The following is a 24229-nucleotide window of genomic DNA, read 5'->3' as shown; positions in this document are numbered from 1 at the left end:
TCATTCCTGATTTTTATCGTTCAATAAATCATCGGTAAAATGTCTGCGTTGCTTTTCTGTAGAAAATTTTTCAGCATTGTATTGATTTGATTTATTTCGGGGAATTGATAACGATTGCCACTTTTCATTTTGAATCATTTTGCCGATAAATACAATCTGCCCCACGTGATACGGGTAATGCGCCAATTGTCGGTTAATGGCCTCCTGCACCGTATGCCCTTCGTTACGGATATAGATGATTTTGTTCAAATCACTTTCAGACAAACTGTTCAAGGTGTTAAACAAGCAATTCCAACCGGCTTCCCATTTTTCTAAAACTTCGGTTGCAGATTTTAAATCGGCTTCAAACTCACTGTCGCGGTTACGCCATTCTTTTTCACCATCGGTTGTAAAAATATCGGTCCAACGCGAAAGCATGTTTCCCCACAAATGCTTCACAATAACGGTAATGCTGTTGCTTTCTGGGTTAAACTGCCAAAAGAAATCGGGTTCCTGTAACTGTTCAAACGTTTTATCGCCCAAATGTTTGTAATAGGCAAACTGTTTTTTTACACTTTCTATAAATGTTGATTCCATTTGTTTCTGTTTTAAAATAATGACAATTCGTTTTTTCCGGGATATGGAAGCTCTAATTTAAAAGCATCATTCAATTGCTTTATGAAATGTGTTGCCAGCAAAGGCGATTCTAATTCGGTATTTTGATGAATAAAGAAATATAGTTTTTGCAAACCACTTTCGCGCCAATCTTTAAGAACTGTAAGCCAATCGTTTAATCGATCATAATCATCGGCGGTATTTGCACCAACGTATCGCACAAAAGCCGTGTTGCCCGTTAAACGCATGTGCAGCATGTCACGGCGACCGGCAGTATCAACAATAATATTTGCCACATTATGCTTTTGCAACAAATTACAATATTGATTAAAAATAGTTTTATCTGCAAACCATTCTTCGTTACGAACCTCAACAGCTAATGGAAAACCTTTTGGGAATTCTTCGATAAATTTATGTAAACGATCAAAATCTTTTGGTTTGAAGTTTTCGTGCATTTGTAGGAAAATCATTCCTAACTTATCATCGAAAAACGCTAAAGCATCGGTAAATGCCAATACTTTTTCATTGGTGTTCAACAACCTGCTGTAATGACTTATTGATTGCGGAATTTTAGGAAAAAACTTAAAGCTTTCGGGTGTTTTATCATTCCAAATCTGCACCTGATCTTTAGACGGTGAACTGTAATAGGTAGCATTCAGCTCGATACTGTTGAACTGTTGCGAATAATAAGTCAGTTCGTCTTTTGTGCCTTTTGGATAGAAGTTTTTTAAATCGGATTTGTTCCATTTGGCGCAACCTACAAAAACTTCGAAATTACCTTTAGGATTTTTTCCTAAAACGGCATAAGTTTCGGACGCAATTGGCGGTAAGGTAAAATCGACCAAAGATGGATCGGCAACTTTTCCAAATTTCATTTTTTATTTAAAGATAGTTTTTTTCTTAAAAACTGTCGATAATAATTGTTGATAATTATAACGTTCTGAATTGATTCTATCTAATCTACCGGAAAGACCACATGAAAACCTACACCGCGAATTGACTGAATTTTAATACGATCGTCGTTTTGAAAGTATTTACGTAAGCGGCTTATAAAAACATCCATGCTTCTGCCTGTAAAATAATCGGTATTTTTCCAAACGTGCTGTAAAATAATTTCGCGAGTCACTACCTGATTGTTGTATTGCGTAAGGAGTAAAAGCAGTGAAACTTCACGTTCGGTCAACTGATAATCTGTGTCTGAATGCTGTAATATCAACTGTTTTGGTTTGAAAATATAATTGCCAATTAGGATTTCATCATTTACAGATTTATACCCTTTGCGGTTTAGAATATTTTTTATCCGTAAGATTAATTCTTCGGGATCGCAAGGTTTTGAGATGTAATCATCTGCACCGAGTTTTAATCCTAAAATACGATCGATCTGTTGATTTTTTGCTGTAAGGAACAAAAACGGAAAATCAGTTTTTTTTTGTAGTTTTTTTGCCAATGTAAATCCGTCCATTTCGGGCAGCATTACGTCTAAAATAGCAATATCACATTGGTTTACAGCCGTAAAGTCATCTAATGCCTGCATAGGATTTTGATACCAGTGCACATTAAACTCATACATTTCAAGGTATTGTTTCAATATAAAACCAAAATCATATTCATCTTCAACCAATAAAACTGCTACTTTTTTCATAGTTCGATACTTAAATGACACCCCTTGCCCAAATTGCTTTTAACCTGAATAATCCCCTGATATTTCTGCACAATTTTGCTTACCAGATACAAACCTACGCCCAAACCTTTTACGCTGTGAATATTGTTTATGGGAACCCGGTAATACTTATCGAAAATATATTTTTGTTCGTTTGCAGCCATGCCGATTCCGTCATCAACAACATCAATTTTTAAAGAGTTCTCTTTTTGCAGAATCTTAATTTGTATGCTTTTTCCGCCGTACTTAATGCTGTTATCCATCAGATTTCCTAAAATGGTCTCGATATCGGCAGCATTTACCGTTAATTCGTCATTACTACTTTCAATAGAAATACCCCAGTTAATATGTGGGTACAGCGTTTTATAATCATCTGTAAATGCTACAATCTGCGTTTTTGTTGCGTGATTATTTTGTAAATCTTCCGTATTTAAAGGTTTTAAAAGATGTTCCAACCGATTAATTTGTCGATCCATCAATGTCAGTGTTTCTGTACTGTACGCTTTTTGAATTTGTTTTGAAGCAATTTTCAACGTTGCCAAAGGCGTTTTAAATTCGTGCGAAATATTATCAATGGTATCATGCAGCAATAAAACCTGTTTGCGTTGTTCGTTATACTTTTTGTACGATTGAAAATACAACACAAGCACCATAATCATTATAAATATCGAAACCGCGAACAACCCCCAAAGTTCTTTAAACAGAATCATATTCATATTTAAAATATCGTAATACATTGCCTGTTGAATCACATAACTTCGTTCATCCGTTTTAGAAACAGATTTTTCATAAGTGCGGGCAATATCAATTCTATCGTCAAAACTTTTTGTATTCAGTGTATCTCTTTGTGTTTCGGTTGTTGAATTTGATTGGGTAGATTCCCATTTTGATTCACTCAACAAATAATTTTCAACCGGTTTAGGATTGGTTGCATAAATAACAATAGGTTTTGAAACTATTTGCTGATTATTTGTTTTATCGTACACACCCAGCAATTCTTTTTTAAACGCTAATTCTAAACCGCTTTCTTTATATTGTTGTTTCACATACGCACGCAAAGCTCTAGCAAAGCTATCGTTTTTCAATTTCATTTCTGTTTCAAAATGCTGTTGGGCAGCTACTTTACTATCGAATTCTTGCCACAGATGTAAACTTTCATCCCAACGGGTATCTTCCAAAAACGAATAATCAACCGTTGACTTTTCAAATATTTCTTTGGCTTTACTTTTAATTTCGTTTTTTTTCAGCAAAACGGTATTGTACAAAAAGTACGACTGTATTGCAGCGAGTACCACAAACAGCAGCGAAAAATAAATGATAGGATGTTTTCTTACGTTTTTCATCAGTAACAAATATAAAAAAACTATTATGTGTAAAAACACGTTAACCGCCCATTAACCGTTCGTTAACCCACGCACTGCAAAAATAGCCACACATTTGTAAAAAATAATCACATGAAAAAAATTACACTTGTTTGGATGCTTTTATGCTGCATGCAAATTTGGGCACAGCAACAAAATATTAGCGGCACGGTTTATACAAAAGACGATATTCCTGTTTCGTATTTAGAAATTAGAATTCTTGATGTTTCAAAAAACTATCAGCAATCGGTGGCGACAGATTCATTGGGAAACTTTGAAATAATCACAGATCAACCGGAAATTATTTTGGATATTAATGATGATTTTCATCAACCGTTGCAACAGCAAATTTCAATCGAATATCAAAAAAACGCATTAAAATTATATCTGATTCCATTAGAAGAACAACTGACCGAATTAACCATAAGCGTTAAACGCCCAAAAGTGAAACAGAAAATAGACCGTATGGTGTTTGATGTTGAAAACAGTTCGTTAAGTAATTTAAATACGTGGGAAATTTTAAAGCGCACACCGAACATCACCGTTAAAAACAGCAGTTTGCAGGTACGCAACAACAGCAGTATTTTGGTTACTATTAACGATAAAAGATGGATGATGTCGTCGCAAGAGCTGCAAACGTTGTTAGAAAACACTCCGGGTAACGAACTGCAGGCTATAGAAGTTATTACAAATCCGCCGGCACAGTACGAAGCATCGGGCGCTGCCATTGTAAACATCAAACTAAAACAGAACAAATTGTTGGGGTACAAAGGAACGCTTTTCAGTAAATACGAGCAAAGTATGTATGCCAAAGGTGTAGCCGGAATAAGCAATTTTTACAATATTGGCAAATGGAATTTTGCCGCGAGTTACTATCATGGTGGCGGAAATTACGTTCGCAAAAGCAAAGATTATGTTTTTTACGAAGAAGATACTACAGCCTGGAGAACCATTACCAACCGCAAAGACACCAGCAAATCGCAGAACACTTGGAACGCTATGATTGGTTATGAAAAAGATTCTTTAACCAGTTTTAATGTAGGAATCAACGGTTTTTATCAGCCAAATTTGCACGGTTTATACAACATTCCAACGGTAATCACGAATAGCGCAAACGATGTTATTTCGCAGTTTAACACGATAAACGATCATAACGAAAACAACAATCAGATCAATACGTACGCTCAATTTCAGAAGAAATTGAAAGTTCATACTTTTTCATCGACCGCTCAATTTACCAACAATTCAAAAACCAAGTTTCAGGATATTATCACTCAATATCCAACTTTAAGAAATCAATTTACGAATGATGAAGAAAGTAACACGCAGGTTTTTGCCGTTCAGGTTGATGATTCTTACAAAAAAGACAAATTTATGTGGGACAACGGATTAAAGTTCAGCACCATTTCGTCTGATTTCACCATGCTTTTTTCTGATGATGACAGTGGAAATTTACAGTTGAATCCCGATAAAAGCAACGATTTTAATTATACTGAAAAAAATTACGCAGCGTATAGCAGTTTTAGTTACGATTTAGAAAAATGGTCTTTTAAAGCCGGCTTACGAGCTGAATACACACAGTTGGAAGGAGTAGTAAAACAACCTGCAGATGTGAACAAACAATCGTATTTACAGTGGTTTCCTACATTATATGCGCAGTATAATTTTCAGAATTCGCAACAATTGGGCATCTCGTACGGAAAAAGAATTACGCGACCTTATTATTCGTGGTTAAATCCGGCAAAATCATATTACAACGAATTCTCGTATTTTCAAGGTGATCCGCGTTTGCGACCAACCATTACGCATAATATCGAATTAAATTACAGTTTTAAAAACACAATCATTACACCTTATTACCGTTACGAGAAATTTCCTGCCATGGAAATAAACTTTCAAATTCCCGAAACCAAAAATTTAATGTACCGATACACCAATATAAAATCTGAAAACGCTGCAGGTTTGCAACTTTACAAAAACTTTGAAATTTCTGAAAAATTATCTGTCGATTTTAGTACAAATACCGAATACCGCCAACAATATTTCTGGGATTTAAAAAACCAATTGTACGAGAATAAAAAACTGACTTTTAACGGAAGAACCAACGTACAGATTCAGTTAAACCAAGCAGCTGACTGGGTTTTAAACACGAGTTTCTTTTATACATCGCCAACCATTCAGGGAACGTTTAACATATCAAGCTTTTCAAGCACATCTTTACAAATGACACGTAAGTTTTTTAATAAAAAGTTAGATGCATCGATTGCTTTTAACGATATTTTTTACAGCGAAAAAATGAAGATCAGTACAAAATACGCCAACCAGAACAATTACTTTTTAGATGCTGCCGATACCCGAAATTTTATGATTACACTTCGATATCAGTTTGGAAACCAATCGTTAAAAACGGCTCAAAGAATAGAAAAAACAGACGAACAAAACCGCTTATGATTACATTTTTTTAGAATTAGTTAATTAAAAAAGCCACTCGTTTGAGTGGCTTTTTATTATTTATTCAGTAAAATCGCGTCGATTACGTAGTTGTAATTCAATAAATCGCGATCGTCTTCGTTATAAATTCGTTCCCATTTAAAATCGGGCAGAAAAATACGAGTTGCAGCTTTGCCGTTCCAATCAACCTTTAAATTGTGTTTTTGTAAAACTTCCACAATTTTTTGGGCAACTTCTCTGCTAACAACATCGCTTACGTTGTTTATCTTTTGAAAACTGATGTACAAACCTTCGCCACGAACTGCGCGTTCCATATCCTGACCGTGGTAAAAACAATATCCTTCCGATTTTTCGTCGTTATCAATCAAAGTACGCTCTACTTCAGTAACTTCATATTCCCCGTCGTCATTTGTAAATCCTGTATAATGAAGTGCAATGATTTTAGATTCTGCCAACTCATCAAAAGCAGCAATTAAACGTGTGGTTTGCGTGTTTTCGCCCCAAGATTCACTTTCCTTTAAAAGTTCTTCGTTCACACGATCAATCTGTTCGTATGCCCAATCTTCGGAAATCTCGTCTTCAAAACCATTGTCTTCAATTTCTTCGATAATATTGTTCTGAACATCCTCTAAACTGTAAAATCCTGAACGTACCTGCGTGTAAATAGAATCAAAAATAAACTGTTGATCTTCAGACATACTCTGTTTCATATTAAATGTGCTTTTTAGCCTTTTAACTATTTTAAATTTTTAATAGTACGAATATATTAATTCCATTTAAATTTTATACACCAGCTATTAATTTTTTATATTTTTTTTCTAATTAATACAAATGATAACGTTAAAACAACGCTGCCTTTAAAAGAAGTTTATTTGGGCACAGCGGTTTTGTCAAGTAAGCGTTACCTTTGCAAATTGATATTTTAAGATGATGAATAAAGGATTAATTGCTTTGGCATTTGGCGGATTAGCTATTGGTATGACGGAATTTACCATGATGGGAATTTTGCAGGATATTGCTAAAGACCAGCAGATTGAAATTACGCAGGCAGCCCATTTTATTGCTTTATATGCATTAGGTGTTGTAGTTGGCGCACCTATTTTAACCATTTTTACGGGAAAGATCGCTCCTAAAAAAGTGTTGCTGCTGTTAATGTTGCTTTTTATAGTTTTTAACGGATTATTTGCCATTGCACCCGATTACAATACATTGGCAATAAGCAGGTTTATGTCGGGCTTGCCACACGGTGCCTTTTTTGGTGTAGGATCGGTAGTTGCAGCACAGTTGGTTCAAAAAGGAAAAGAAGCGCAGGCAATTGCCTTTATGTTCACGGGTATGACCATTGCAAATTTAGCAGGAGTTCCGCTTGGTACGTACATTGGGCATCATTATTCGTGGCGAATTACTTATGGAATCATTGCAGCTTTGGGATTAATCACCATTGCAAGCATTTACTTTTGGCTGCCAAATATGAACAACAAAACAAATGGCGATTTAAGACAGCAGCTTTCGTACTTTAAACAGGCGAAAGCTTGGATAATTGTCGCTGTTATTTCTATTGGAACAGGTGGTTTGTTTTCATGGATCACCTACATTTCGCCAATGGTTACAAAAGTGGGCGGTTTACAAGAAGACCGCGTTCCTTATATTATGGTTTTAGTCGGTTTGGGAATGTTCATTGGAAATATTTTAGGTGGAAAACTTGCAGATACTATTTCCCCTACAAAAGCGGCTATTGCTTGTTTTACCACTATGGCACTTACACTTGTTACGGTTTATTTTACGGCACACATAACATCGTTAGCTTATGTAATGGCATTTGTTACAGGCTTGGTTGCTTTTACTATTGGATCACCACTACAAATGATGCTGATTACATCTGCAAAAGGATCTGAAAATATAGCTGCAGCAGCCGGACAAGCGAGTTTCAACATTGGCAATACTTTAGGAGCTTATTTAGGTGGAATCCCAATCACACTTGGTTATGCTTATAATTCGCCTGTATTGGTTGGTGTGGGTATGGCGGGCATTGGTGCAATGCTTGCAACTGTTTACTTAAAAAGGTTTTTACTACGATAAATTACACTTTTTGTAGAAAAAATAACCATAATTTATATTTCTGATAAATTACACCCCCTTTAATTAGCGATATCTATGTTGTGGCACAATGCTTGGTTTATACACATTGTAACATTAAATATTAAAAAGCTATGAAAAGTATTTTAAAGATTTTCGGAATTTTATGTTTATCAATCTTTGTTTTTACAGCATGTAGTGATGATGACGATCCAGCAAACAACGATTTTTTTATTGGTAGATACAACGGTAAAGTAACATTTGCCAACGGCGATGAAAGTAAATCGAATGATAACGGACACGTACAGGTTGTAAAAGTAGGCGATAAATACAACTTCTTATTTTCGGACAGTATTCCTGATATTACCGGAATCGAAATTGAGAAAAACGAAAATTCTGCAGTGATGATTGGTTCTACCGAAACACATTACATAAGAATTACAGCAAGTAAATTAACCATTCTGTATTTAAAAGATGGTTCAACTTGGACGGCTGATGCCAACAGATAAAATTAAACATTTTTTTTTAAGAGTCATATTTTTTAATATGGCTCTTTTTTTTATATTTACTTGAATTATTAAGTTATTTTTAACACAATTTCACATAACCTAACACTTATGAAAAACAAGTATTTAGCGCTACTAACGTTAATTTCAATCCCTTCATTTGGTCAAAAGTATTCGGCTGAAGAATTTATTTCTTCGGGTATAGAACAACATAACAACAAAGCTTACGACAAAGCAATAGCAGATTTTAGTAAAGTAAATATTAGCGATCCAAAATATATTTCTGCTCAATACGAAATTATTAATTCATTACTTGCAGATAGAAAGCTGGATGAAGCTTTAAAACTATCAACACAACTTTTCGAAGAAAAAAAACATTTAGAAGCACCTTATTTATTAGCACTTCATGGAATTGTTTTAAGTGAAAATAATAAGCTAGATGAAGCAATACAAATGTTTGATTTAGGCTTAAAGAATAATCCAGAATCTACACATTTGCTACTAAATAAAGCAGTAGTTCTTTACAAACAGAAAAAAAACCAAGAAGTTTTAGATCTTTATAAAAAAATCATATCAATAGATCCTTCGCACACAAGCGTGCTATTTCATTTAGGTAATTTGGCTTTAGAAGACGGTAAAATTGTAGAAGGCAGTTTGTCGTTGATGACCTTTTTAATGCTTGATCCACTTTCATCAAACGCTATAAGCTCATTAAGTACTTTAAACAAAAAATACCACCAAAACTACAACAATAAACCAACATTAAAATATTCAGAAACGGGCGATCAATTTAAAGAACTAGAAGAACTTTTAAACGCTCAAGTTCAGTATCATACAAATTATCAATTAAAAATTGGGATTGATGATATTGTTGTAAGAAACATGCAAGCCATTATTGATTATTTTGAAACGCACGATATTAAAAACGGCTACTTTGAAAATCAATTTGGTAAACATTTCAAAGAAATTGCGTTGGCAAAACATACAAAAAACTATTTATACCTTTCACTTGGATCTATAAGTTCCAATTTTGAAAAAGAATATTCTAAAAACGATAAAGAAATTAAAAATTACGTAGATAACTTTTTAATTCCAAAAATAACAGAGAACTACTTTATTGGTTACAGAGGAAATCAAAAATATAAAGTTTTTAGAGAAAACAATGAAAAAGTTTTTTTACCCCTTAATAAAGAAAATGAATTAGAAGGAACTGGAATTGTAGAAGATTTTTTAGGCACAAAAAAGGCAGACATTACTTATAAAAACAATAATTTAAACGGTGTAAAAAATTATTACCAAACTAATGGAAACTTAAACTACTCTGAAAATTATGTAAACGGAGAAATAACTGGCGCTATAAAAAATTACGACGTAAACAAACAATTAATTTTAGATTTAAATTCTAAAAACGGAAAGGCAGACGGTAAATACACCACTTACTATCCTACATCAGGTAAAAACTGTGAAGGCACTTATGTAGATGATTCTTATAACGGACTTTCGGAATGTTTCTACGCTGACGGTACAAAAAAAATAATTGCAAATTACAAAAATGGTTTATTTAACGGCGAATACAAACGTTATAACGAAACAGGTACTTTGGTATTAGACACCAACTACACAGATAATGAAATAGATGGTAATTTTTTAGAATATTACGACAACGGCACCTTAAAATTAGAATCTAAATACATTAAAGGAAAACCTGTAACTTATACAAGCTACCATTCTAACAAAAAAATAGAAAACCAAATTACTTATAAAGATCATAAAATTGTTTCTAGTGAGCTTTTTTCTGTTGATGGAAAATTGCTTGAAAAAGAAAATTATGACGCAAAAGAGAACTTAATTTCTGAAGAAAGCTTTGATGAAAACGGACATAAGTATCAAACACACTTTTTCAAAAATGGAAAATACAGCCATTCAGAGTTTCAATTTGCGAATGCACCTGCGTTAAAAAACAAAGATAAAACGCAATACCAAAATTACAATGCATTAGGAAATCTTATTGCAGAAGGATCGTTCGAAAAAAGTAAACCGGTTGGCGAATGGAGCTATTATAATGAGTTAGGATATTTAAAAAGCAAAACAACTTTTGATAACAATGGAGATTATTTAAAAATTGAAACATTTTTAAACAACGGTCAAAGAGATTATAAAGTTTCGTACAAAGAAAATCTATACAATGGTTTGTTTGAAGATTTTTGGAACAACAAAATAAAATACACACAGTATTATGATGAAAACGGTTTAAATGGTCCGGAAATTTTGTATTATGATAATGGTAAAATCTCTACAAATTCATTCTACACTAATAATAACTTAGAAAACGAAAAGTTTAGTTACACACAAAACCAAACACTTTATCGTAAAGATATACTAAGCTCTAATTTAACTTTAGCTTCTACATTTTACTTGTTAGATACACCTTTTACTTTTGATTTTGCAGAAAAAAACGGAAAATTTACTATTAAAGAAACTACCGCAATTACTAAAACTGTTGAACTAAAAAACGGACAATTACACGGAACATCTGTAAAACAAGCGGGTAGTTTAGTATTGAACAAAGAAAACTATGTAAATAACGTATTACACGGAAAACAAATTTACAATGCCCCAACCGGCAAACTTACATATGAAGCAGATTATTTTGCAGGTAAACGCCACGGTTTTTCTAAAAAATATGATCATTTAGGCAATCTTACCAATAGTTTGCAGTTTGAATGGGGTAAAGAAAATTTTGTAAGAACGATTTTTATTCCGGGAATAAATAAAAAATCTACCGAGGTAAATTATATTAACGACCAACGCCACGGAACCAACACTATTTTTGGAACAAACGGCGAAACACTTGCAATTATTCATTATTATTATGACACACCAACAAGCTATCAAACGGTAGATAAAAATGGCGAATTATCAAGCAAAACACCTTTTACTAAAGAAACTAATAAAATAGAGTCCTATTATAAAAACGGAAAAAAGGCATTAGAAATTAATTTTAAAAACTTTCTGTATAACGGCGATTATAAGTTAAATTTCGAAGACGGATCTTTAGCATACCATGTTCAATACAATTCTGGTTGGTTAAACGGCAGTCAACATATTAATTACGAAAACGGTCAGCGTTATATGCAAACGTCATTTATAAATGGCAAACAAGAAGGAAACACCATTTACTTTGATAAAAACGGCGACAAATTGATTGAAACCGAATATTCTGAAGATGAAATTCATGGAAACTATAAAATTTATGAAAACAATAAAATTAAACATAACTACACCTATGATTCAGATATTTTGGTGGCGATTTAGCTTAATAGTTTTACTGTTTTCAGGCGTTATTGGTAATGCACAACCTGTTTCAAACCCGCAACAAAAATATCCGGGACAATCAGAAATCGTAACAGATTATGTAGAACATTATCATATAGACGTCAACAAAAACAATCAATTGGTTATCTCACAAGATAACCACGAAGAGTCTATGATTATTAGTGATAAAGGTGGATTTAGCGCTGTAGAAAGCATTGTTTTTTCTGATCTTTCTCCTATAAAATCATACGAAGCTTACACGTTAAACACTATAAACGGTAGACAAAAAAAAACCGATGTTGCACATATTGCAGATAAAAAACTAGACCGCCAAAGTGTTTTTGATAGCGATGTAAAACTTAAAACCTTTAATTATGCCAACCTTACCAGCGGTAGCAAAAAAGTTTTAAAGTATAAAATTGAATTTGCCGATCCGTTTTTACTGCACAGATTTATGTTTGCAACAGGTTATGTAAACGAAAAAAGAACCTTAAAAATAAGTCACCCAGAAACAGTAAAAATAGATTATAGGTTGTTTAATATTGATAAAAACACGTTAGATATTAGTACCGAATCTAAAAAAGGAGTTACCACTACAACATTTAAAAAAGAAAACATACCCGCCATGAAAGGCGATGGAGGTTCTGCCGGAAATATGTACGAAACACCACACCTTCACTTTTGGATTTCAGAATACAAAACCAAAGATCAATTGGTACCTGTTTTAGGATCGGTTGATAAACTATATACGTATTATCACAACTTTATATCAAAAATAAACCAAAAAGAAAGTGCCGATTTAAAAGCTTTTACGGTAGATCTAACAAAAAATTGTACTACCAATGACGAGAAAATGAAAACCATTTTTAAGTGGGTTCAAAAAAACATTAAATATGTTGCGTTTGAAAGTGGCTACGAAGGTTTTATTCCTAGAGAAGCAGATAAAGTGTTTGAACGTAAATTTGGAGATTGTAAGGATATGACGAGTATAATTACCGAAATGGCTAAATATGTGAATGTACCAAACGTAAATTTCACTTGGATTGGCACACGCGAATTACCTTACACCTATCAGCAACTTCCCACGCCTGCGGTAGACAATCACATGATTGCGACATATATTAAAGACGGAAAGAAAATATACCTTGATGCTACAGATGCAAATGTACCTTTTGGCATGCCTTCTGGTTTTATTCAAGGTAAAGAAGCGCTTATTGCTCAAAACAGTTCGTACATTATAGCAACAGTACCGGAAGTTGATGCGCAGTTAAACAACATTACTGATGTAATAGATATTTCATTATCCGAACAAAAAATTATTGGAAAAGGTGTGTACGCTGCAAATGGTTTGGCAGCAACACAGTGTCGTAATGTAATTGGCGACAATGCACGCCATAGAAAAGAGTATGTTTTTTCTTTATTGGAAAAAGGAAATAACAAGTTTAAGCTTTCTGATTTTACCGAAAAAGATTTCGACAATAACGAACAACCTTACACCATTACCTATATTTTTGAATTAGATAATTACGTAGTAAGTTCTGGTGACGAAATGTATGTAAATCTTACCTTAGACAAACCTTTTCAAAACGATGCTTTTGAACCTACCCGTTCACAAACATACGATCACGAATTTTTAAGTAATCAGTCATACCGCGTTTCACTAAAAATTCCAAAAGGAACCGAAATAACATATTTACCAGAAAACGCATCTTTTTCTAACGATTTAATAGCTTTTAACTTTAGCTATTCTAAAAAAGATGCCACTATAGAATTAAATTACAATGTGCAAATAAAGCAAACACTAATTGCCCCTCAACAATTTGCTTTGTGGAACGAATCATTAAAAAAACTAAAAGAAAACTATTTAGAAACCATTATAATCAAAAAAAATGATAAAAATTAAAAGTGTACTACTAACCCTTTTCATTTCTGTAAGTGTATGGAATATGAAAGCACAGAAATTTGAGTTTAAGAACTACGAATTTTCAACAGCAGAATATAAAATAGATCCAAAATTTCAAAAAGAAGAAGAAATTATTTTAGAGCGCCACATTAAATCTGAATTTGTTTTTGAAGATGATACAGCATCGGAATACCGCCTTGTACATGAAAAAAAATTAATAAATTCTGATAATGCCATTGAACGTAACAACAAAGTTTACATTCCGGCCGGCATGAACGACAATCTTATTGCCAATAAATTACGTGTTATACTTAAAAATGGCAAAATTATAGAGTTGAAACAATCTGATATTAAAGAAGAAATTGACGAACAAAGGCAAACAAAGTATAATTATTTTGCAGTAAACGGATTAGAGAAAGGAGCAATTATAGAAAAATTTCACATTATAAAAAAAGAACCCGAAATTTCTGGTAGCTCCTTAAAATTACAAAGTAATGCTCCTGTTTTAAGAACCACAATAGAACTTATTTACCCAGAACGTTTACTGTTTAGTTCGGCATCATACAACGGATTCCCTAAAGCCGAAAGCAAACTAAAAAGCTATAAAGAAAAAAACTCACTTTTTGTAGAAGCTTTCAATATTCCGTCTATTCCTGATAACGAACGCCAAAGCAATATGCTTAAAAACAGTCAACGCTTTAGTTATAAATTAGACGAAAACATTTCTACGAATACCAAAAACATACACAATCATTCCGATTATGCTAAAAGCTTATACGAAGCTTATCACCGCGAACTTTCAAAAGCAGAAGAAAAAGCATTAGAAAATTTTATAAAGAAATTTCAAAAAACATCAGATCCACTTGCGCAAATTCAGAATATCGAAAAAAACATAAAAGAAAATATACAGTACAATCGATATTTTTCGGCAAATGAAAATTTAGCAGACATCATTAAAAACAAACAAGGAAATTTGTTCGATCTATTAAAACTATATGCTAATGCGTATAAAAAAATGAATGTTCCTTACGAAATTGTTTTTACAACAGACCGTTTCCAGAATATTTTTGATCCAAATTTTGAATCGTATCTTAATTTTAAAGAAGTACTTTTTTATTTCCCTACAGCCGATGTTTATGTAGAACCAGGAGCACCAGCCTACAGAACACCAATGTTTGATGACCAATTTGCCGGAAACCATGGCTTATTTGTAAAAACGAAAACCTTTGGTGGTATTAAAGTTCCCGTTTCAGAAATAAAAACAATTGAATTCCCTAAAAATCAAAGCATGTCTGTTATGGATATTCATGTTGATTTTTCTAACAGCGTTACAGATCCTGCGTTAGCATCAAAAATTAAATTCAATGGTTATGAATCATTAAATTTTCAACCAGCAAAAGATTTTTCTGATCCTACGGAATATCAAGAGATGTTAACTTTTATAGCGAAAAATTATATATTTGAATCAGAAATTGCATCGGTAGAAGCTAAAAACGAAGGTTTAGAATTTGTAGGAAAAGAACATTTTGTGATAGATGTTAAAGCCAATGCAAAAGATTTAATTACCAAAGCCGGAAACAATTATATATTTAAAGTGGGTGAAGTAATTGGTAAACAAATGGAAATGTACGAAGAAAAAGAACGTGTTTTACCTATAGAAATAGACAATCCACATTCTTATGACAGAACCATTACATTAACGCTTCCTGCAGATTATAAGATTAAAAACCCAGAAGTTTTTAATATGAATCAATCGTTAACCTATCAAGGAAAAGTTGTTGCCGATTTCATATCATCTTACGAAATTAAAGGCAACCAGTTAATTGTAAAAAATACCGAACATTATGAATTTGTAGAACTGCCAGCAAGCGTGTATCCACAATATCAAAAGATTATAAACGCAGCTGCAGATTTCAACAAACTGTCTGTGATATTAGAAAAGAAATAATATAAAAAAACCAACCTTAACGGTTGGTTTTTTTATGTTTCTATATTAATCTTGATCGATTTTAGTAATCGCTTTTCAAAATCGGAAATAATTTTTTCAGCCCAAAAATTCGCATACAAATTCATTTTAGAATTCAATCTGTAATCACAAGACAAAATTACTTTTGCTTTATTCGTATCTATTTCGATTAAACTATAACTTATTTTTCCAAATTTGAAATAATCGCTCTGTACCAAATGAATATCTGTTGGCTGATTTCTTAATTGCGATTTATCTAAATGAATTTGAAAACTTACAAATTCATTTTCTTTCAACGTATCAACACTTTCATATAACTCAAAATCGTCCGTAAAATATCCAATTCTATATCGATTTTCGCCATCGCTATACATTTTGGAATTCAATGGTTTTGGAATTCCTACTATTTGAAAGAAACCATTTCCATACTGTTTTTCATTTATGGTTTGAACTTCAAGCAAATTTGGAAAAATCTCTGATTTGTTTTTGTTGATAATTATCGAATGCTCAACCTTAAATTCTTCTGATTTATTTGGAATAATATTTTCAATAGGATTCAATATCAATGGTAATAAAAAGATCGAATAAATCTTTTTGTTAATCATTTTATCCTTCATATAAGTACCCAACAGAATACCAATTACTCCTGCCGCTATAAAAAAGGGAATACCAATTATAAACAAACAAAAAACATCTTCAAGACCAGTAACCAATGTAATAATCAAGAACAAAAAGATAGTTAAAACAGGATACAAAAATAATTTTAGTGGCGATAAATAAATTTTGCTAGACGAAAACATAATGGGAAATAATCCTATAAGCGCAGGAATAACCCAAATAAAAGTTATGCTGTAAACATTATAAAATCCGTCTAAATATTCCACATCAGAAATTAATCTGAAAACAAGCCCATAAATTATTCCCAATATAAAACCGAGATATTGAGTATTTGATTTAATTTTCATCTTGAGCAATCTACTTCCTATTCAAATTTCTACCTAAAGCAAAACAAGTTATTACAAATGTAAGTATTGCAGGTATTACCCATTCCAAATTAAATCGAGCAAAAGGCATCATATTTAAAAGTTGTGTGAAAGTTTCTTCATTAGGAAACCAACCTGCAAGCACTCGTAAAGACGATATAACCATGGTTACAATCAACGTTATAAAATAAGGTTTCTGATTTTGGATGGTTCTTCCGAATAACAGAACCGAAAGTATAAGCACTAAAGTTACCGGATAAATAAAGTTTAACAAAGCAGCAGCATATTCAATAATACCATCAACCCCTGTAATTGCTAATAAGGTTGATACAAGCGTTATTGATATTACACCTTCGATATATCCTAGTTTGCCTTTGGTCAATCGTTCAAAAAAGTTTGCAGAACCTGCGGTTAATGCAATTGCTGTTGTGATACACGCCAAAATCATTAAGATCGATATTAAATAAACTCCGTTCGATCCAAAATACTGTGTGGCAAGGTAGATCAATAAAGAAGACCTTGTAGTGTTTGCAGCATCAACTGTAGCATGTGCACCCAGATAAAACAAACCGCCGTAAACCAACAACATACAGATCGCTGCCAATATTGCCGATTTTACAACCACTTCAATTTTATCTTTTACATGCGTATAACTTTTACGATTGGCACCTGCTATCAATAAAACTGCGAAAATTAATCCTGCCAAAACATCCATTGTCTGATAGCCTTCTTGAAAACCAACGTAAAAACGGTCTTCAATAATTGTTGGATCAATGTTTACAGTCGATCCCATAAACAAACCCGGGACAATTAACAAGGCTAGGAAGAAAAGCAAAATCGGAGCGAAAATTTTTCCTAAAATTCCGGTAATTCTATTTAAAGAAAACGACGCACCCATTACAGCTCCAAAAAACAATACACACACCCAAACCGGCTGTGCATCTGGGATTATCGGCTTAATGGCAACTTCAAAAACCGATGCGCCCGAACGAGGCAAGGCAATTAGCGGACCAATACATAAAACGTTTATTGTTGATAAAATATAAGCCAGTTTTACGTTGGCACGCGAACCTAAATCGGTAAAATAATTACCCGAAACGGCTACTGCAAAAATTGCCAAAACGGGAGCTAAAATAGCGGTTAACGAAAAACCTGCAAACGTAGCCGTCCAATCTGTACGGGTTTGCAAACCTAAATAGGCAGGTAACAGTAAATTTCCTGCACCAAAAAACATAGCAAATAATGCCATTCCTAAAAAAAGAATGGTTTTACGTTTTCTTATATCCATGAATTTTTAAATTAATTTTCATTTTTTATCAAACATAATCATTTTTTTTAACAAAACCTTAAGTATTCTATCATAAAACACAATTTTTTAATAGAAATAAAACGTTTTGTTCTTTTTAAACAATTATTACTTTCTTCCGAATGTAAATCATAACCATCTGTATTATAACAATTTGTGATATTAAGCAATTTAATATAACATCAAGCGTTGTAGAATATTACAAGGAAACCCGCAAAGTATTGTTGTAAGTGAAAAATCTTATAAGTAAAGAATGCGAGATTTCTAGTAAATCTTATTTTTTTTGAAATGGAATGTATCTTTTTATGTAAATATTTAATCAATACCTTTAATTAAATATAAAAAAATGTATAATTATGATTAAAAATGAAATCCATCAAAAATTTGACGAAATGTTTGCACCTGTTCAAAGGAGAATAAAAGGTCTGTCTGGTATTGAATCATTTTCAGAAAAAAATGAATTACTTCATAAATTTATTACAAGTCCTGAATTTGAAAAATTTAAAAACGAATACACCTCGAAATATCCTGAAAATTCGCCTGAAAGTATAGAAGTTGTAGAAGCTATTTGTGAAATTCACAATAAAGCAATCAATGATTCGCTCTCATAAAAAGCCACACAGTTTAGAATTGGTTTTTTACATTTAAATTGGAATTGCAATTAAGCAAGCTGTTCGAACAAATTTATTTACATTTGCACAAACAATTTTTTTTTAGAAAAATGTACAGAAGTCACAATTGCGGCGAACTACGTTTAGCCGATGTAAATAAAGAAATTACGCTTGCGGGATGGGTTCAAAAATCTCGTGATAAAGGTTTTATGATTTGGGTTGATTTACGCGACCGTTACGGAATTACCCAGTTAATTTTTGATGAATCACGCACCGAAGAAACCGTTATGCAGCTTGCAAAATCGTTAGGTCGTGAGTTTGTTATTCAGGTTAAAGGAACGGTGATTGAGCGTGAATCTAAAAACGCAAATATCCCGACTGGTGAAATTGAAGTTTTGGTGAAGGAATTTAAGGTTTTAAACGAATCGCAGCTTCCGCCTTTTACCATTGAAGACGAAACCGACGGTGGTGAAGACATTCGTATGAAATACCGTTATTTGGATATTCGTCGTAATCCGGTTAAAAACAGCTTGTTGTTCCGCCATAAAGTAACACAAGAGGTTCGTAATTACTTATCGAATTTAGATTTCTGCGAGGTTGAAACGCCTTATTTAATAAAATCTACACCAGAAGGTGCACGCGATTTCGTTGTACCTTCACGTATGAATCCGGGTCAGTTTTACGCTTTGCCACAATCACCACAAACATTCAAACAATTGTTGATGGTGGGTGGAATGGATAAATATTTTCAAATTGTGAAATGTTTCCGTGATGAAGATTTACGTGCCGACCGTCAGCCTGAATTTACACAGATCGATTGTGAAATGTCGTTTATCGAACAAGAAGATATTTTAAATGTTTTTGAAGGATTAACGCGTCATTTATTAAAGAACATTCACAACATAGAAATAGAAAAATTCCCACGTATGACGTTTGATGAAGCGATGAAAACATACGGTAACGACAAACCGGATATTCGTTTCGGAATGAAGTTTGGCGAATTGAACGCTGTTGCACAACACAAAGAATTCCCTGTTTTCAATTCGGCAGAATTAGTAGTTGGAATTGCCGTTCCGGGAGCTGCATCATATACTCGCAAAGAAATTGATGCGTTGATTGACTGGGTGAAACGTCCGCAGGTTGGTGCATTAGGAATGGTGTATGTAAAATGCGAAGCAAACAATCAGTACAAATCATCGGTAGATAAATTTTACGATCAGGAAGATTTAGCGAAATGGGCTGAAGTTACCGGAGCTAAAGAAGGCGATTTAATTTTGGTATTATCGGGAGCTGCAAACAAAACACGCAGCCAGTTATCGGCATTGCGTATGGAATTAGGAAACCGAATGGGCTTTCGTAAACCAAACGAATTTGCCCCTTTATGGGTTGTCGATTTTCCGTTGTTGGAATGGGACGAAGATTCGGAACGTTTTCATGCAATGCACCATCCGTTTACATCACCAAAACCAGAAGATATGCACTTGTTAGATACCGATCCGGGTAAAGTTCGTGCAAACGCTTACGATTTGGTATTAAACGGTAATGAAATTGGCGGTGGATCGATCCGTATTCACGACAAAGACATGCAGGCTTTAATGTTTAAACATTTAGGTTTTACTACAGAACAAGCACAAGAGCAATTTGGCTTTTTAATGAATGCTTTCCAGTTTGGCGCACCACCACATGGCGGTTTGGCTTTTGGATTGGATCGTTTAACAGCGATTTTAGGCGGACAAGAAACCATTCGCGATTTTATTGCATTCCCTAAAAACAATTCGGGCAGAGATGTTATGATTGATGCACCTGCAACTATTGATAACGCTCAATTAGATGAATTATCAATTATGCTGAATGTAAAGGCATAGTTTTTAAGTTCTAAATATAAAAACGTCCATTGATTAATTTCAATGGACGTTTTTGATTTAAGAGATAATATTGTATTTTACAATTTAATAAAAAATACAGCCAATAAATTCAATATAAAAACAAACATTATGAACAATATAGATTTAAAAATTTATGTCGATAATGCAATGAAAACGCTTACCGCTTTATCTATTGATTTTATTACAATAATTAAAAATATTGAAGCAAATCAAAAAGACGCAAACTTCATTAGATCAAAACTCAATAGTTCACAATTGTCTTTTAGAGAATCTATATTTATAGATAATATTCTAATCGAGTATTTAGGAACTAATATTTCAAGCGTTATTGATTCAAAGCAATTTGATAATAAACGTAGGAAAGATAGAGAAATTTCGGATTATGATGTCTTAAAATTAGCTACCAGAATAAGTGGTAAAGAGAAAATTCTAAATGCTAAACAATTTAGTATTACTAAAATTAGAGAAATTCATAAAAAAATAGATTATAACAAATTAGTTGAAATTAAAAAAATCCGTGACCAGCATTATTCACATATTGATAGAAAAAGGAAAGATGGCACTGATATACTCGTTAAAGATATTGTAGACATAACTAGTTTATTTTTGAAAATGTTTGATGAAATATATAAAGCAATTAAAGGAAAATCAATTTATGATTTCCCTGTAGATTATCAATTGTTTGACTTAAAATTAAAATCTTTTAAATATGATATGATGATGAAATATTTAAGCGAGTCAAAAAATCCAGAATTAAACATCTTAAAATCTATGGATCAATATGATACCTTTGAAGATTCTTATAAAAATTTATTCAGCAAATAGTTAAAAACAAAATCCCTCACAACTGAAGGATTTATTTGCAGAGAGAAAGGGATTCGAACCCTCGATGCAGTTACCCACATACAAACTTTCCAGGCTTGCTCCTTCAACCACTCGGACACCTCTCTGTTTAGGATCGTAAATTTACAGTAAAGTTGATCTTGAAAAAAGTTTTAAGGCTTTTTAAATCCTTGCTTTAATATTTTTGAGACTACGTTTTTATAGAAGATGTCATTAAACTGATTGCCATACTTTTCACTAAATTCCTTTTCTTTTTTAACAAAATTTTCTTCGCGTTCTTTAATAGCATCGTGTAATGTATTTCTCTTATTATACATTGTTATGGCTTGTTCTGTTGTTTCAAACTTTGTTTTGCTTATATTTTCTTTAATCCAAGTTTCAAAATCGTTGTTTGAAAGTGTTTCATTTTCTTCTTTCAGCAAAGCAGTGAATTGCCTTTTAATCACACTGTACTCCATATATTCGTTAGATCCATAAAAAGCAGCGGCGGCAGTTTCAAACGCAACATATTCTTTATCATCTAAAATATTCTTAACCTTTTTAGGTACTATAGCTTTTTTCTCTGCAATAAAATCCACAGGTAACATATCTGCAGTTTTTAAGTCGGCAAAAAATCCGCTAAAATATACATCATTCGGGTTTAGTAAATGTCCGCCTTTTTGGACAAGAACACATTTTTGTTGAAAATACAATTGAGATTGCTCTTTAGTTTCTCTGTTGAAAACTACAAACGGCACTTCGATTTCGGTAGTATCCTTTTTCAATTTGGAATTTAGATTACCGCCTTTTATAACTACACCTGATGAATCGGGTCTTTTACGAGTAGGCATTTTTATTATACAAAGTTTATAACCATCGCTTTCAGGTTCTACTTTAAAATATTCTTCTACATTAACGCCCAAACCATTAACTGCAAGCATATAATCAGAATTTTCAAGATTTTCAGTAATTAAATCACTAAAAAAAGCAACGCTTGAATTGTTAAAGGTTTCTGCTCGGTTAGCTATTGTCTTTCTATTAGGTGTTCCATTTTCATTGAACAAAGAATATCCAAAATAATTACTGTTCATGTAATTTTTAGGATCTAACGTTTGATAATTGAACTGTACCTGAAATGATTCTAAGTGAAATTTTATGGTATATCCCAGATTTTCATTGCTGATAATGATCGGTTTATCTGAATGTGCGAATAACTGATTGGTTTTTGTATCGAAATAAAAAACTAAATCATTCTCGTTTAAAATTTTTGTTCGTTTGGCATTTTTGGTATTTCCTATGAAAAAGTGCTTAAAAGCTTTGAGCATCTGCTTTCGTGTAAAAACATTTTTATCGATCACCAGCTCATCTAAAATGGTTTCTTCGGGTTTCAGTCGGATCTTTAAATCAGTAGTTGCATCGGGGTTCGACACAAGGAAATATTCGTATCCAAAAGCACTTACAACCAATTGGTTTTTATTGTTTGCCAGAATATTTATTTGGAAATTTCCTTTGGCATCAGTTTCGGTTGATATAGTTGTATTATCTAAAAAAACCGACGCTGCTTCTACAGGCTTGCCGTTTTCTGCACTTACAACAACTCCTTTAATTGTTTGTGCGTTTGTAAATACACTTAAAAAACAAAATATCAATATGTAAAAATGCCTCATAATTAAAAACTTAACTTCTTAAAAACAAAAAACTACCTTAGAATATTCTAAGATAGCTTTTTTAGAAAGATTAACTCAAATCGATCTTATTTTTTTACGAATTTTAATGTAGCCGAACCTTTTAAAGTTTCAACTTTTAAAATATAAACACCTGCTTTTAATGCAGAAACATTAAGTGTTTGTGTGCTTGCCTGTAGTACTTTTTGCCCTGCAATATTATAAGCTATCACATTTGTAATAGTTTCGGCTGTTTGAATATTTAATATATCTGACGCTGGGTTTGGATAAACGCTTGCCTGAATAGTATTATGAGATGGATTAGAACTTGCTACTTTTTCGTTGATTACACCTACTGCCTGTAAATCGAATCCCCCAGAAGCAAACGGCGTTGGATATGAATCGTTTATTAAATTACCAAAACTATCTAACGTTCCGTATTGCGGATCTATTGTTCCAACAACATCAATTACTTTAACGTGTGTAATATTCTGTTTATCTAATAAAGGGTTTGCGGTAATTTCACTTAAATCGAACGGAGTGCCGTAAGTTCCGGCATATTTTCCTGCAATGTTGTTTAGATTCTCTGCTAATGGAGTTCCGAATGAACCAACCTGTGTAGCCGTTTGTGTTAAACTGTGCGTTGGAAAACCAAAAAAGTTAATTCCGTCTGAACTTACCTCAACAACTGCCAGTTCAAGAAAAGAAGTTCCTCCATTTTCAAAAACCGCAAAGTCGAATCCAGGGCCATCGTAAATAGGTTTAGCAAAAGTAAGTACTGCTGTACCTTTATCGCCCAAACTTACAATAGGTCCCGTTGGCGCGCCCAAAGCATCGTTTGGATTTCCTATAGAAACAACTCCCAAACTTGGGTTTGCAATATTCATGTAGCCTCTTTCAACAGTAATTCCAGTAGCCCATGCAACATAAGCAGTTGAATCTTTATGAATGGCGGTGGTTCCTGCAACACCTGCCTGCGGCGGATAAGAAGTTTGTGCAAAAATAATCTGCGTAAAAAACAGTAAGAATAACAAAGTAATTCTTTTCATAATATAGAAAATTTAAAGTTTTGTTCCCGAAACTTTATAGGAATATATTGTTATGAAAAGATTTTTTAAGAAGATT

Annotated in this window: 18 protein-coding genes and 1 tRNA gene; 9 read left to right on the top strand and 10 right to left on the bottom strand. The window is 33.0% G+C overall.

Annotated features, from left to right (window positions below; genetic code table 11):
- The 4 genes from F0460_RS00330 to F0460_RS00315 all read right to left on the bottom strand — a co-directional run bounded on the left by F0460_RS00330 (position 1) and on the right by F0460_RS00315 (position 3597).
- Positions 1-576, bottom strand: a complete 576-nt coding sequence (locus F0460_RS00330) for a DUF1572 family protein (protein ID WP_150009327.1) — start codon at positions 574-576, stop codon at positions 1-3.
- Positions 577-587: 11 nt separating this feature from the next.
- The gene (locus F0460_RS00325; protein ID WP_150009326.1) at positions 588-1469 is read right to left on the bottom strand and encodes a DUF72 domain-containing protein; all 882 of its coding nucleotides are present in this window, start codon (positions 1467-1469) and stop codon (positions 588-590) included.
- An 80-nt stretch (positions 1470-1549) separates the two neighbouring features.
- On the bottom strand, positions 1550-2236 hold the full coding sequence (locus F0460_RS00320; protein ID WP_150009325.1) for a response regulator transcription factor: 687 nt from the start codon (positions 2234-2236) through the stop codon (positions 1550-1552).
- Positions 2233-3597 carry a sensor histidine kinase gene (locus F0460_RS00315; RefSeq protein WP_150009324.1) on the bottom strand — a complete coding sequence of 455 codons (1365 nt, stop codon included), beginning with the start codon at positions 3595-3597 and terminating at the stop codon, positions 2233-2235. The genes F0460_RS00320 and F0460_RS00315 overlap by 4 nt, the downstream gene beginning before the upstream one ends.
- Before the next feature lie 111 nt (positions 3598-3708).
- Here F0460_RS00315 and F0460_RS00310 point away from each other — a divergent pair, with 111 nt between their 5' ends.
- On the top strand, positions 3709-6066 hold the full coding sequence (locus F0460_RS00310; RefSeq protein WP_150009323.1) for an outer membrane beta-barrel family protein: 2358 nt from the start codon (positions 3709-3711) through the stop codon (positions 6064-6066).
- 56 nt (positions 6067-6122) lie between these two features.
- Here F0460_RS00310 and F0460_RS00305 read toward each other — a convergent pair whose 3' ends face one another.
- Entirely contained in the window at positions 6123-6776 is a 654-nt protein-coding gene (locus tag F0460_RS00305) for a DUF6891 domain-containing protein (protein ID WP_223810738.1), read from the bottom strand.
- A gap of 220 nt (positions 6777-6996) precedes the next feature.
- Between F0460_RS00305 and F0460_RS00300 the strand changes: the two genes are divergently transcribed.
- The 5 genes from F0460_RS00300 (at position 6997) to F0460_RS00280 (ending at position 15814) form a co-directional block, all read left to right on the top strand.
- Entirely contained in the window at positions 6997-8145 is a 1149-nt protein-coding gene (locus tag F0460_RS00300; RefSeq protein ID WP_150009908.1) for an MFS transporter, read from the top strand.
- Between the two features lie 131 nt (positions 8146-8276).
- Positions 8277-8651, top strand: coding sequence for a hypothetical protein (locus F0460_RS00295; protein ID WP_150009322.1), 375 nt, complete (start codon positions 8277-8279; stop codon positions 8649-8651).
- Between the two features lie 108 nt (positions 8652-8759).
- The gene (locus F0460_RS00290; protein ID WP_150009321.1) at positions 8760-11963 is read left to right on the top strand and encodes a toxin-antitoxin system YwqK family antitoxin; all 3204 of its coding nucleotides are present in this window, start codon (positions 8760-8762) and stop codon (positions 11961-11963) included.
- Positions 11902-13866, top strand: coding sequence for a transglutaminase domain-containing protein (locus F0460_RS00285; protein WP_190304054.1), 1965 nt, complete (start codon positions 11902-11904; stop codon positions 13864-13866). The genes F0460_RS00290 and F0460_RS00285 overlap by 62 nt, the downstream gene beginning before the upstream one ends.
- Complete coding sequence (locus F0460_RS00280; protein WP_150009319.1) at positions 13853-15814, top strand: DUF3857 domain-containing protein; 1962 nt, start codon at positions 13853-13855, stop codon at positions 15812-15814. Before F0460_RS00285 ends, F0460_RS00280 begins: the two co-directional genes overlap by 14 nt.
- 32 nt (positions 15815-15846) lie before the next feature.
- On the opposite strand, the gene F0460_RS00275 is transcribed toward F0460_RS00280, so the two are convergent.
- Together F0460_RS00275 and brnQ are read right to left on the bottom strand one after the other, a co-directional pair.
- Positions 15847-16797 (bottom strand): hypothetical protein, encoded by a 951-nt coding sequence (locus tag F0460_RS00275; RefSeq protein ID WP_223810737.1) that lies wholly within the window; start codon positions 16795-16797, stop codon positions 15847-15849.
- 10 nt (positions 16798-16807) lie between these two features.
- Entirely contained in the window at positions 16808-18103 is a 1296-nt protein-coding gene (gene brnQ, locus F0460_RS00270) for a branched-chain amino acid transport system II carrier protein (RefSeq protein ID WP_150009318.1), read from the bottom strand.
- A gap of 374 nt (positions 18104-18477) precedes the next feature.
- On the opposite strand from brnQ, the gene F0460_RS00265 reads away from it, so the two are divergent.
- The 3 genes from F0460_RS00265 (at position 18478) to F0460_RS00255 (ending at position 21443) form a co-directional block, all read left to right on the top strand.
- Positions 18478-18732, top strand: a complete 255-nt coding sequence (locus F0460_RS00265; RefSeq protein ID WP_150009317.1) for a hypothetical protein — start codon at positions 18478-18480, stop codon at positions 18730-18732.
- A gap of 110 nt (positions 18733-18842) precedes the next feature.
- Positions 18843-20597 (top strand): aspartate--tRNA ligase, encoded by a 1755-nt coding sequence (gene aspS / locus F0460_RS00260; protein WP_150009316.1) that lies wholly within the window; start codon positions 18843-18845, stop codon positions 20595-20597.
- Positions 20598-20726: 129 nt separating this feature from the next.
- Positions 20727-21443, top strand: a complete 717-nt coding sequence (locus F0460_RS00255) for a hypothetical protein (RefSeq protein ID WP_150009315.1) — start codon at positions 20727-20729, stop codon at positions 21441-21443.
- Positions 21444-21481: 38 nt separating this feature from the next.
- Here the strand turns inward: F0460_RS00255 and F0460_RS00250 are convergent.
- From F0460_RS00250 to F0460_RS00240, 3 genes are all read right to left on the bottom strand, one after another.
- A tRNA-Ser gene (locus tag F0460_RS00250) sits at positions 21482-21568 on the bottom strand.
- A gap of 45 nt (positions 21569-21613) precedes the next feature.
- Complete coding sequence (locus F0460_RS00245) at positions 21614-23107, bottom strand: carboxypeptidase-like regulatory domain-containing protein (RefSeq protein WP_150009314.1); 1494 nt, start codon at positions 23105-23107, stop codon at positions 21614-21616.
- A gap of 86 nt (positions 23108-23193) precedes the next feature.
- Entirely contained in the window at positions 23194-24153 is a 960-nt protein-coding gene (locus F0460_RS00240; RefSeq protein ID WP_150009313.1) for a T9SS type A sorting domain-containing protein, read from the bottom strand.
- Between the last annotated feature and the right edge of the window lie 76 nt (positions 24154-24229).

It is taken from the genome of Paenimyroides baculatum (genome assembly GCF_008629655.1).
In the GTDB taxonomy this organism is placed as follows: Bacteria; Bacteroidota; Bacteroidia; order Flavobacteriales; family Flavobacteriaceae; genus Flavobacterium; species Flavobacterium baculatum.
This window is presented reverse-complemented; position numbering and strand designations above follow the sequence as displayed.